Source organism: Fusibacter paucivorans (assembly GCF_018390735.1).
In the GTDB taxonomy this organism is placed as follows: Bacteria; Bacillota; Clostridia; order Peptostreptococcales; family Acidaminobacteraceae; genus Fusibacter; species Fusibacter paucivorans.
In genome coordinates, this window is sequence record NZ_JAHBCL010000015.1 from 70,459 (window position 1) to 83,700 (window position 13,242).

The window sequence follows — 13,242 nt, forward strand, 5'->3', positions numbered from 1 at the left end:
CGCCATCTTCAATAATCGGCTGTCCGATAGACTTAACCGGTATGCCAAATCGTTCCGGCGGTACAAGATGCATCAGCGATTTTTTTGTCGTGATAATCTTATCGACAGCACTGTTTGGCGTCGCGCGATTCCCCTCTTTCAAACCGATGTCAAATGTATTGCCCGGTATGTATTTTCGAATAATGCCCTCGCTGTCACCAATGACAACACAGCAGTCCAGTGGAAACAGATCTAAAAACATTTCAGCTGCTTCCATGAGTGATGTTAGCCGTCCACTCTTTGATTCAATCGCTTGATTCACGGTATGTTCCCCCTCAGCCTCAATTAATAGCCATACAGCGCAAAAAATCAGTACGCTTTTTAATACTTCATGCTATGTTTTAACATTAGCACATTGACGCTGTCCGAAAAAGTGCGGTTACTCGGCGATAATTCTCTAATTGAAACAAATATAAGACGCCCCCTCAAGATTTTATAAAACTTGAGGGGGCATTTAAAATACCAGTATTTGAAATCACTGTTTTTACTGATCAAAGCAGTCATTTTATCTCTGCATTTGATACGCGATCGTCCCTATTCATTATTCATCAAAGTCGCCATCACTCTCATCTGTATCAGGTGTTTCATCAGGTTCCGGTTCTTTTACCGGCGTCTTTTTAGGCGGTTTAGGCGCATCGAGTTCATCAACTTTCAGTTTTTTAGGTTTTGCTTTTGCCGCTTTTTCTTCGGGTGTCATCGCCAGTGTTTTTAAGCGCTTATCAACATAGGCATAAATACTGCCGCGTTCGAATCCACCTGATTTCGTGCGTTTCCCCGCCTTTTTGCCCGTGAGTATTTCAATCCCCTCATCGACATGACTAATTGCCCAAATATGGAATTGCCCTTGACTGACCGCTTCGACAATCTCTTGGTCGAGCATGAGGTTTTTAACGTTCTGATGCGGCATAATGATCCCTTGCTCACCATTGAATCCCTTCATCTTACATACTTTAAAATACCCCTCAATCTTTTCGTTAATACCGCCAATTGGCTGTATATAGCCGCGTTGATTGACAGAACCCGTCACCGCAATGGCTTGATTAATCGGTACACCTGACAGATCTGACAAGAGTGCATAGAGCTCAGTACTGGAGGCACTATCACCGTCCACACCAGAGTAAAGCTGTTCAAAGACGATGCTCGCCGTGAGTGCAAGCGGTTTATCCTGTGCAAACATTTTACCGAGATACCCCGTTAAAATCATAACCCCTTTGTCATGGATTTTACCGCTAGTGCGCGCTTCACGTTCAATATTAATAATGCCTTGCCGTCCCTGATAAGTTGAGACCGTAATCTTCGAAGGTTTTCCAAAACTGTACTGCCCGGCGCCAACAACTGCCAGCCCGTTGATTTCACCAACTTTATAACCTTCTACATCCAACAGATAGGTGCCTTCTTCAAAAAACGACATGGTATTTTCTTCAAATTTGTCAGCTCGGTGTTTGCGCTCCGCAAGCGCTTTTTTAACGTGCTCAACGCCAACCGTATCGTGTTTATAATACTTTGCCCATGCATCTGACTCAATGATAATATCGCCGAGCGTCTTTAAATGCGCCGTGAGTTTCGATTGATCATCCGCCAGTCTTGTGGCATGCTCTACAAGTAATGCCACGGCATCCGATGTAAAATGCCCCAAGTTCTCCATTTGACATTTGGTTGATATAAATCGTGTAAACTTTTCAATATTTTCATTGTTTCGCGACATGTCTTCATCAAAATCTGCCATGACTTTAAAAAGTTTCTGGAATTCTTCATCATAGGCTGACAGGACAGAATACGTATAATAATCACCAATGACGATGACCTTGACGTCAATCGGTATCGGCTGTGGCCTAATCGTTTGAGAAATCAGCGCACCTGAAAAAGAAATGCGGCTGTCTATGGCTACTGCTTCATCCAGCAGTGAGCGTTTTAAACTCTTCCATGCATATGGATTGCTCAAAATATCCTTTGCCAGCAAAATCAAATAACCGCCATTTGCCTTGTGCAGTGCGCCGGGGCGAATCATGGTAAAGTCCGTTTTCATAACACCCATTTCATTCTGGTATTCAATACTGCCTGCTAAATTAAAATACGTCGGATTCGATTCAAACACCACAGGTGCCGACTTGAGTTCAGCATTGTCCACGAAGAGATTAATACGGTAACGTTCAAAAAAAGCTTCCGGATTATGCGACCCCACTGCCAGCATCGCCAATGGATTCTGTTCGTCTGTCTCCGGTTCTTCCTGTTTAAAATTATCCAGATTCTCGACAATATCTTCTTCAAGCAATTGCAAATACTGTTTAACATCCTCATTTTCTTTGTATTTGTCACGAATGGCATCAAGATGAAAACGAACGAGATGGCGCACCATCTGTTCATCCAAGCTTTTCATTTTAATGCGCAGGTTATCTTCTTCAATACGCAGTTTATTAAAATAGTCAATGGTTTCAAGATTCAATCGCTGTGAATTGGCAACGATCCCTTCATAAGCTTCCTTTGATAATGACTTATATTGTTCTTCATTAAGCGGTTGACCATCCTGGAGGGGAATGCTCATAATTCCCTTTTCCGTCATGGTAAACATGAAGTTATAATTCTGCGCCACATCATTGAGACTAGCAATGATTTCATTCGTGCTGACATTGTAGTCTTCAATGAGTTTTTGTCTTGCATTCTCATAATCCCGACTCGAAAATACCTCGAGAATGCCCTTGCGGAGGAAGCGAATAGCCCGATCGACATATTTGATAAATACCTTGCCTTGTCCGTGCGCAATCTTGATCGCCAGCGGATGATAAGTGTCCTTAAAATTATTGACATACAGCCAGTCAGAAGGTGCCGGCATCTTAATCGCCTGCTCTTCGGCGAGCATGTTGACAAAACTGTTGCGACCGGTACCCCATTGTCCTGATACATAAATGTTATAGCCCTTTTGCGTGACATTCAATCCAAAACGGAGTGCCTGCTTAGCGCGCTCCTGCCCGATGATTCCGCGCATAGGGGGCAATTCTTCAGTAGTTACAAAAGTGAATTGATTTGGATCACAGCGATTGCTGAGTTGTTCTGGTTTTAGTTTTAGATGATTCATCTTTGCCTCCTTAATGCCTGCTATACCATGCGTGTTCTTATTCATTTTGATCATTGCTATTCTACACTTATATTCTACACAAATCGTTCATACCCTTTTTTTTCAAAAAAAAAGCGCACATTCAAAAAGAACATGCGCAGCTTTCATTAAAATTTTAAATTTTTTAATTTGTCACCAAAGAGATCGCTGAGTGTCGCCGCTTGAGGTGCCTCTTCTTTAGCCACTTCAAAAGTTTCCGTTTCATCAATGAATGCCACGGCCTTCATACTTAAGCTGATTTTTTCTTTAGCAGCATCAATTGAGAGGACCAATACCTCAACCTCATCGCCTTCATTAACGACGTCGCTAACTTTTGCAACGTGATCTGTTGACAATTCCGAAATATGAACGAGTCCTTCGATCCCTTCTTCAAGGGCTACGAACGCACCAAAATTCGTAATGCGCACCACTTTTCCCATAACGATATCGTCAACTTGATAATGGGCATCAATATTTTGCCATGGACTTTCTTCAACCGTCGCCAATTTCAGTGAAATTTTTTCTTTTTCACGGTCTACGCTTAACACTTCAACTTCAACGACATCCCCTTCTTTAACGACTTCAGAAGGGTGTTTGACACGTCGCCAAGACATTTGAGACACGTGAACGAGGCCGTCAACATCTCCTAAATCTACAAAAGCACCATAATTGGCCAGTCTCACAACGGTTCCCTTTAATTTGTCTTTTGGTGCCAGTCTCGCCAGTGTATCTGCTTTTCGTTTCGCCCTTTCAACTTCTTCAATGGCTCTTCTTGAAGCAACCACTCGCTTTTTATCCATATCGAGTTCGATAATTTTCACCTCAAAGCTCGTGCCCGCATAAACCGTTAAATCTTCAACGTAGTGCAGTGCCACCTGAGATGCCGGAATAAAAATGCGTGCGCCTTTATACATGCCCACAACACCGCCTTTAACGGCTTCCTTTACTTTTAAATTCAAAGGCTGATTCGCATTGACAAGCCCTTGAAGTTCTTCCCAAACCATTTGTGCTTCAGCCTTTTTTAGAGAAAGCTTAACATTGCCCTCTCCATCATTGGTTTTGACGATATAGACGTCAACAGTGTCGCCAACGGCGATTTCAGCGGTGCTGCCGCCTTCTATTTCTTCTTTTGATAGGATACCGTCAGCCATGTAATTAAGATTTACAATCGCTTCTTCTTCATTGACACTCATGACTGTGCCTTTGACAATATCCCCGGTTTGCAACGATTCAAGCTGATCCATTTCAGCCAGTGCCGCTGCCATTGTTTCTTTTTCTTCCATGTCTTCCTCCTTTGTTCACACCTTTGCGTCATCATTGTACATCTTTTGTTTTTATTCATCACTCGCTTGCGCTTTTGTAAAAATTACCTTAATGAGAAATTTCGGCAGAATCATCATACGCCCAATGCGCGTCGGTTCCTTAATCAATCGATAGAACCATTCGAGTCCCATCTTCTGAAATATTCTCGGTGCTCTTTTAGCCGTTCCAGCCCATACATCTATGGAACCGCCCACTCCCATGGCAACCTTTACATTTAACAGTTTTCGATATTTGTAGATCCATTTTTCCTGCTTTGGCGCTCCCAGTGCCACAAAGAGGATATCCGGCTTCACTTCATTAATTTTATCTAATATACGCAGTTCATCCCGTTCATCATAATAGCCATCCTGAACGCCCACGATTTTAATGTTGCCATATTGCTCAGCGATTTTTTGAGCTGCTTTTTCAGCCACACCCGGCTTGGCGCCAAATAAAAAGATGGATTTATTAGAGCGGTTGGCATATGCCAGCATTTTCGCCATCAGATCAATGCCCGGTATACGCTCAGTAAGTTCTAAATGGTGAATACGCGAGGCTAGAATAATACCGATCCCATCGGGAACTGTAAGATCGCCTTCATTGAGGATCTGTCTGAAAGCATCATCATCCTGCGCCATCATGACGAGTTCTGAGTTCGGTGTAAAGATCATTTTCGTCTCATCCTGCATCATGAACGTTGTAAAACGCTGATAGGCATCATCAAAATCGAGCTTATCGAATTTGACCCCCAGTATTTTTACAGTTGTTTTGCCTCTAATGTGATTCATTGACCCTCCGATCTCAACAATTGATTTAGAATAGTTTCATTGATGGTGAGTCTTGCTTTTAGCATCGCTTTTTCATTTTGAACAATCCGGCGTGATTCATCATAGTGTTCAAAAATGGATTCAACATGTGACAATACCGCTTCAGGATTAAAATCCTCAATACCGCAAACAGCATTCTGCGAAATGGTCTCTAAAAAGTTGTCAATTTTCGGATCATAACTAATGCCGATAAATGGCACCTCTGCCACTAGTGCAAAAATAAGTGAGTGCAGTCTTGCGCCAATGAGCAAATCCATGTTTTGTACGAGGCTCATAAATTCCTGCGACTGATACTTTTCGACGACAAAATGAACGTGTTCGCCGACTTTATCGTGCAGGTCATCATATATTTTCGTATCATTTTTATAATAAAAAGGCAAATAGTAAACTTCATACTGCTTCGCGAGTGCATCTGTTAATGTCAACAGCTTGGTACGCCTTTCTTCATTTCGAAAATCTTTTTGTCTAATCGCAATCGCCACGCGCTTTCGCGATGTCTCCCACGCACCGATCCTCTTCAGAATAGCGCTCCCAATTTCCGGATCAGCCATTGGCATCCCCATGACGGGATCGGTGGTAATGCTGACGCGTTTCATATCAACGCCTATACTTTCCAGTAATTCTGCTGACTTAACATCTCTGACCGTTATGACATTTACGCGATTGAGGACACTGCGCACACGGTGTCTGTTTTTGGGCCTTATAAGCGGTCCTACACCATGGCTTAACAGTATGACGCGCTTTCGAAAGAAAATACCTGCACGTATAATACTCAGGTAGTAGTGAATACTTCGAGCACTGGTAACATCCTGCAGTAGACTGCCGCCGCCGCTGATGAGCATACTGCACTTCATAATCTCCGTAAAGACGCGAAAGGCATTGCTGCGATCGACGGCGCGCACATTAAACTTCTGGCGCGTCTCCTCCGGATGATTGGACAGAACCGTGATTTGAACCGCAGGGTCAATGGCTCTAAGTTGGGTCGTCAGCGTTCGCAATATTGCCTCATCGCCAATATTGTGAAAACCGTAGAAACCCGAGATTACGATTTTATTCATACTTACTGCTCCCAAAATAAGCAACGTAAATTCTGCTCAGAATATTCAGGATTGCCAAGACGACAATACTGATAATAATGCCGATTCCCAATGACAGGAATGTACGAACTGTCGACAGATAAATCGGACTTCTCGCATGGCAAAAGGTGTTGACGATTGATGTAAATCCCAGTGATGCTACTAGTGCCGCCGGAAAAATTAGGCGGTTGTAGAATCTCGCTGCAAAGAAGACAGCTGCCGAGAGTGCCGGAAAAGCCATAAGGATTTCTTTTGTCCTCGGTCGCGCAAGCAACACATTTTCTAGAAAATTACGGAAGATCAGTTCTATATTCAGCGCTTCGACACCAGATTCATGCCCCGAACGCCCAATGTAAATATAGCCGACGACAGCAACGATAATGGCAATAAAAAAGTAGTACATCTTAATATCTTCCAGCAGAAAATGTTTCACGTCCTGAATAAAAAACGTATTTTCTCTAAGTTCGTTAACATCGCGTTTATAACCCAATTTTATGAGATACACGACGACAAATATGATAATCGGAGCAATTAAGCTAACCTTAACCCCACGATAATAACTCATTTCTACAAGATAATCCGCCCGCGACATAATAGCCGCCACTGTCAATCCCCCCATCAGGCTGATGAAACCGGTTGCACAGAGCGCGACAACTGCTTTAATGACGATATCTTTAAAACTGTAAACTTTTTGGCTAAGCCGCATATCTTTCAGATATTCAATGAGAAATATAATCGCCAGTACTGGATAAATCAATGCGCCTGCTAATGCAAAGAGCTCAATGCTCAAATTTGGCGCGAGAAAATTAATGCCGGCGATACCGACGATGCCAACCCCAAACAGAATCCACTCAAAGGTCTCAGCGATGTCAAAGACCAATTTTAGAATAACGAGTCCCAGTACCAGCAGTCCCCAAGCTGAAAGGATAACCAAATGTGGGGATACGGCATTATACGGCATAACTGAAGCATCGCCAAGCGTTATCCCATGCGGTTCCAGCCGTCGTGCCAAATCTTCAAACATCGTTTTGTATTCATCGATATGATCATAATACGTATAACTACTGTCTTTAAAAGGCCTAAAGTAAATAGATCGAATATTCCGCTCCGTGATCGCACGGTAAAGCGTATTTTCAATCTCAATTGGCCCTTCATAATAGCCTAGGTAATTGTAGCGCTGCTGAATGTATTCAATTACCGGAAATACACGCACGACGTTATATTCTAAGTCTTCAGCCAGCTGTTCAATGCCCTTTTGCTCCGTATAGCCTCTTTGCACACTGGATTCAATCATGCCCACCGGTATATCGCGCGCACGCATTACATCATACAGTGCCTGTTTATAATTACCCGTATCTTTTGAATAGCTCAAAATTTCCCTGCCGTTAAAAATAATGGCATTTGTACTGGCATTGTATTTTGAAACCTCGTCAAAATACACATCAACGAGTTTTTCATTGTATTTGTAATAATTTGAAGGCCTTAAGTTCACGGTGAGACCAGCAGACTGTACCGCTTCGACCTTCGCCGGATCATAGCCGAGTCCCATATCTTCAATGGCGGATGATGCCACTTCCCGCGGTGCTTTAACACCCTTGGTGAGTACGTCGACATACCGCGTATCCTCAGTATAGTAAATATCGTCAATCGTCCCTTTAAAAACCATCGTTTTAACCTCTGACGATTCAAAAAACTGATAAAACGCTTCATCATAGCGTGCTTTGACACCTTCTTTTAAGCGGTCAAAGAGTGCCGTGTCCCTCGTGCGCATGACGACGTCATAGTCCGACGCCATAGAAGTAAGATAATCCACCGCCTCGTCGCTATACTTTTTATCCCAGTCAATGTCATGCTTGATGTTTTTAAATAACGCATATTCAACAGGTTCCCCATTGACCACAAGGTCATAAAGCGAATCTTCCTTAATGGCTACGGATGTAAAATGAGCCTCTTTTAATGCTTCAAACGTTTCACCCGGCGTCATATCAAGCTGTCTGCCGAATTCAACAAATTCTTCATAATCTGCAACAATCTCAGCAGATTTCGATTGGTTTTCAACCTCTATGCGATTAAACAGCAGAAATCCCGTGCCGATTAAGCTCACGAGAAATACTGCCAGATAAATTTTTCGCTTTAAATTCATATGGCCTCCATCAATATAGCGAGTATGCAATTGTATGCTTTTAATTACTGATCAGCTGTGGTATAAGTTCCCTTTACCATCAGCCAGCAGTCTGATGTCAGCTGAATACCCCGACCATCGTCACTCGGTACGAGCATATGATGATCGACCGGTACAACACCTTTGTCATCCACTTTTAAGCCGGAGGTCAAATCGGGTATTCCGACATCATTGGGATCAACAACGACGGCAGTCCCCACTCTCAGAATAAATTCTGTACTGGCACCAAAGTAAAGCGTGGTGCCATTCGGTACATTGATTACCTCAAATAAAGCGGGGCCACTCACATCCATTTCGCTGATCTTTTCATTGACATCACCAGTCATCCGAGCCTCAAGTGCCGACATTTGCTGATTGAAGTAACTGAGCGTTACCAGTGGATCATTGGATGTACCCGCTGTATTATCCGCTCCCGATATGCCAAAACTCAGTGCAACGCCAATAACGATGCCGAGTGCCGTATAACTAAATTTATCCAAATTAATATGCTTCATAAGCGCCTCCTGTCACACCTTCAACACCCATTTTAACATAAATATCTGAAAAAAAAAATAAGCATAAAACAACCTGATGAGTAACCTCCCAGCAGTTTTTATGCTTCTTCACTTAGCCCTAAACTTATGACAAGGGCATGATCAACGCGTTTCATAACACCTGCATCCAAATGACCAAGTTTCTGGATAAGACGCGTCTTATCAATTGTCCGAACCTGTTCCATCAAAACAACGGAATCCTTTAATAGACCCACTGTGCTCGCTTCGACTTCAACATGGGTCGGCAACTTGGCTTTAGCGATTTTTGCCGTTATTGCAGCGACGATGACGGTTGGGCTGTACCGATTGCCAACGTCATTCTGAATAATCAAAACAGGTCTTTGACCACCCTGTTCTGATCCCCTAACCGGTGACAAGTCTGCGAAAAAAACGTCGCCTCTTTTAATATTCACTTCAATTATCATCTCCATTCAAAAGCGCTTTTAATTAGATAAGGTCGATAAGTTATCGAAAAGTCTCATTACTGAAAGATTTAAGTTGATTGCTGCCATTCGCTCATAGCCTTTTCGCATATCATCACTGATGTAAAACCGCTTGATGTCGTATTTTATGTGTACCTTCGTGTAAAGTGTCAACCCATTGGCATGCTGTAAACACATGCACGCATCTTTGAAACCTCCGACGTTTCACAGATAAAAAAATATTGCATCCCTTTTAAAGTATCACCTTACCCAATACACATCTACCTAATGCCATTGCAGATGTCAAATATGTAGTATCAACCTGTGCTCTTCTCTCTGTCTACGAGCTAATAACACTATTTTACCATAAAAGCGAAGCCAATACCATAAAAACGCATAGCCGTCTTATGGCGCATTTTGCAGTGTTATACACGTTATTCAGTATATTGTCGGTGCAAACGCAGTGAAAATTGACATGTAATCTCATAGCTAATCGTTCCCAGTGCTTTCGCATACGCTGCCACAGACACCATTGGATGTACGTTGCCACCTAACACAACGACTTCATCACCCATTTTAGGTGTTTTTTCTCCAACGGCGACCATGCACTGATCCATACAGATAGAACCGATAATTGGACACGGCTCACCATCCACCAGCACATGCGCTTTACCGCTTAATCCTCTTAGCAATCCATCGGCATAGCCCACGGGAATCGTTGCAATATTCATGGTTTCCGGCAAATGGTATCGGTGGCCGTAACTGACACCATCACCCTTGTCCACTGATTTTACCATGGCAATGTTGGCTTTAACGCACATCACTTCACGAAGTTCAAGTGCTTCCAGTGCAACTGCTTCTGATGGCGGCTGTCCGTACAGGACAATCCCCGGTCTAACCATATCAAAATAATATTCAGGAAACCTTGCTGAGGCAGCACTATTGCAAATATGGCGAAGTTTAAAAGTCACACCGCGAATCGACAGTGCTTCAAGTACAGCAATAAACAACTGCCCTTGTGCATGGACGGCGCTTGCATCAATTTCATCAGCTCTTGCAAAGTGCGAATAGATCCCTTCAACTGCAAGTCCCTTTAAGCCGTGAAGGTTTTCTATCGCATTCACGCCTGCCGCATTAGCAGAAAAACCCAGTCGACGCATACCCGTATCGACTTTTACATGAACACGCAAAGGCCTATCGTGTTTTAACCCTGCAAGGTGAAACGCTTTTCCCTGTTCAACATCATAGAGTGTTTGAATCAAATTCTTTTCGATTAGAACATCCGCTGCCTCTATTGGTGAATAGCCAAGAATGAGAATATCGACATCCGGCAGTGCCGCCCTAAGGGTCTGCGCTTCAATAATGGTTGCAACTGCAAAAAAATCAACGCCCAGCGCGTGTAATTTTTTTGCCACGGGTATCATGCCATGTCCATAGGCATCTGCTTTCACCACGGCACAGATTTTCGTGCCGCCGTAAAGGTCTGCTAATTGCTTATAATTGTGTGCCAACGCTCCTAAATCAATTTCCATCCATGCCGGACGATATTCATATGCCATTGTCTTGCCCCCTACACAGTACCTATTGCTTCAACTTTATACGGCTTAAACGACAGTCGTGTATCATACGATGTTATACGACGTCTTAAAGCACCGACTTAAAATAACTTTTTAAATCGATGCTTTCATCTAATCTTTCTTTAATATATTTTTCCAATATCAGCAATCTTTATAATAGCCGGCAGCACCGATCGCATCTATATAGACTGCTTTAAAAGTGCATTGAATGCCTGTGTAATCCCTTCTATTAAATCACCGGCAATCAATCCGTGTTCACCTCTTTGAACCGCCATAATATCACCGGAGTAACCATGCAGGAAAACACCTGCAATCGCAGCATTTGCCAATGTCATTCCCTGTGCAATCAAACTCGTGATAATGCCGGTCAGTACATCACCGCTGCCAGCAGTTGCCATACCCGGATTGCCTGTTAGATTAACATAAACAGAGCCATCGGGCAATGCCACAACGGTCCTAGCGCCTTTTAAAACGACGACGATCTGCCACTTCACGGCAAATTCGGTCGCCGTATCAATGGGATGCTGGTTAATCGCTTCTATGGTCAAACCCGTTAATCGGCTCATTTCTCCCGGATGCGGCGTAATAACGATACCATTGACACGGTTGGCGAGCAGTTCAACATTTTTCGACAGCGTATTGAGCCCGTCTGCATCAATCACCAGCGGTTTGTCCACTTGTGTGATCAATTGCCTAACGACCTCAATCATTTCTGCATTCTGTCCACAGCCAGGTCCAATGGCAACGACATCAGAGCCTTTACAGTTCTGAATAAGCTTCTCCACTTGGTTAATACCAAAGACGCCGCGTCTGGTTTCCATCAGCGGTACCGTAACCACCTCCGGAACATTCGTCGTTATAATGGTATGAAGACTTTCCGGTATAACGAGCTTAAGCAACCCGATTCCCGATCGGAGCGAAGCCTTTGCTGCCAAAATTGCCGCCCCTGTCATGCCAAAAGAACCGGCAATCAGGCTCGCTTTGCCATAGGTACCTTTATGCGAATTCATTTGCCGCTTTGGTATAATGCGTCTGACATCACTTTCAGAAATCGTCTGATATGGAATGCCCATTTCACCAATCAATTTATCGGAGAGGCCAATGCGCTTCACCACGAGTTCACCATTATAATCAGCACCCGGAAACATGATATTGCCAACTTTCGGCAGACAAATGGCAACGGTTTTATCCGCACGGACTGCCGTCTTCATAACACTGCCATCACTGGCATTAATGCCGCTTGGTATATCACAGGCAATGACATAGCCCTGAGACTGGTTAATTTCATTGATTACAAATTCGCAGACGCCGTCAACATCTCGTTTTAGTCCAATACCGAACAAACAGTCGACGACAATATCATCCGGCCAAATCATCTTGCCCATTTTTTTGACGCCATTGATTTCGTTGATTGCTTCCATTCGAATATCAAGCGGTTTCAACATCTCATAATTCAATGCTGCATCCGGCGATAATTTTTTCGTATTACCCACGAGAAAAACAATGACTGTTTTCCCCTGATTGAACAAGTGCCGCGCACAGACCATGCCGTCACCGCCGTTGTTTCCCATGCCCACGACGATGATAATCCGCTGTTTTGGCGAATGGTATTGTTTTTGGACTTCCTCAGCCAATGCAATACCCGAATTCTCCATTAACACAATAGATGGTACATGATATTTTTTTGAAGCTGTGTGATCAATTTTTCGTATATCTTGTTCTAATGCAATTTTCACCCTAATGCCCCCCAATTGCGATGACAAACGCGACGACCATTTTTTTACTGTGTGACAATGAAAGCTGAAGTTCAGTGATCTTCAAAGATTCTGCCAGCGTTTTGGCCTTCCCGTGCAATATAATATAAGGTTTGCCCAGTTCATCTCTGAGCACTTCAATTTCCTTGAGTTCAAATCCGCGCACACCTGTGCCAAAGCACTTTGAAACAGCTTCTTTTGCCGCAAATGTCGCAGCAATTGTTTCTGCCTTCATATGTTTTAGCTCAAAATAAACGCGTTCATTTTCTGTAAAATAGCGTTCAATAAAATGCGGCCGCTTTTTGAGAATTGCCACTATTCGCTCAATTTCCAATAAATCGACACCATTGCCGATCAATCCCATTTCATCACGCTCCATTACACATAATCGTACACATTATACTTCGAATATAGTTATTCGTCAATGATGCTAACCCCC

The 13,242-nt window shown here is 43.3% G+C and carries 10 protein-coding genes; all 10 read right to left on the reverse strand.

Annotation, left to right across the window (positions count from 1 at the left end; genetic code table 11):
• Positions 1–580: 580 nt before the first annotated feature.
• Positions 581–3,112, reverse strand: a complete 2,532-nt coding sequence (locus tag KHM83_RS09965) for a Lon protease family protein (RefSeq protein ID WP_213236866.1) — start codon at positions 3,110–3,112, stop codon at positions 581–583.
• Between the two features lie 146 nt (positions 3,113–3,258).
• The gene (gene rpsA, locus KHM83_RS09970; RefSeq protein ID WP_213236867.1) at positions 3,259–4,413 is read right to left on the reverse strand and encodes a 30S ribosomal protein S1; all 1,155 of its coding nucleotides are present in this window, start codon (positions 4,411–4,413) and stop codon (positions 3,259–3,261) included.
• A 51-nt stretch (positions 4,414–4,464) separates the two neighbouring features.
• Positions 4,465–5,220 (reverse strand): WecB/TagA/CpsF family glycosyltransferase, encoded by a 756-nt coding sequence (locus tag KHM83_RS09975; protein ID WP_213236868.1) that lies wholly within the window; start codon positions 5,218–5,220, stop codon positions 4,465–4,467.
• The gene (gene csaB / locus KHM83_RS09980) at positions 5,217–6,317 is read right to left on the reverse strand and encodes a polysaccharide pyruvyl transferase CsaB (RefSeq protein WP_213236869.1); all 1,101 of its coding nucleotides are present in this window, start codon (positions 6,315–6,317) and stop codon (positions 5,217–5,219) included. Before csaB ends, KHM83_RS09975 begins: the two co-directional genes overlap by 4 nt.
• Positions 6,310–8,478, reverse strand: coding sequence for a DUF5693 family protein (locus KHM83_RS09985; RefSeq protein ID WP_213236870.1), 2,169 nt, complete (start codon positions 8,476–8,478; stop codon positions 6,310–6,312). Before KHM83_RS09985 ends, csaB begins: the two co-directional genes overlap by 8 nt.
• 44 nt (positions 8,479–8,522) lie before the next feature.
• The gene (locus tag KHM83_RS09990; protein ID WP_213236871.1) at positions 8,523–9,011 is read right to left on the reverse strand and encodes a hypothetical protein; all 489 of its coding nucleotides are present in this window, start codon (positions 9,009–9,011) and stop codon (positions 8,523–8,525) included.
• A 98-nt stretch (positions 9,012–9,109) separates the two neighbouring features.
• A complete protein-coding gene (locus tag KHM83_RS09995; protein ID WP_213236872.1) occupies positions 9,110–9,463 on the reverse strand; it encodes a type II toxin-antitoxin system PemK/MazF family toxin in 354 nt (117 codons plus the stop codon).
• Between the two features lie 443 nt (positions 9,464–9,906).
• Positions 9,907–11,031: an alanine racemase gene (alr, locus tag KHM83_RS10000; RefSeq protein ID WP_213236873.1), complete on the reverse strand. Its 1,125-nt coding sequence runs from the start codon at positions 11,029–11,031 to the stop codon at positions 9,907–9,909.
• A 197-nt stretch (positions 11,032–11,228) separates the two neighbouring features.
• Positions 11,229–12,785 (reverse strand): NAD(P)H-hydrate dehydratase, encoded by a 1,557-nt coding sequence (locus KHM83_RS10005; protein ID WP_213236874.1) that lies wholly within the window; start codon positions 12,783–12,785, stop codon positions 11,229–11,231.
• A gap of 1 nt (position 12,786) precedes the next feature.
• Positions 12,787–13,167: a holo-ACP synthase gene (gene acpS, locus KHM83_RS10010; protein ID WP_213236875.1), complete on the reverse strand. Its 381-nt coding sequence runs from the start codon at positions 13,165–13,167 to the stop codon at positions 12,787–12,789.
• Between the last annotated feature and the right edge of the window lie 75 nt (positions 13,168–13,242).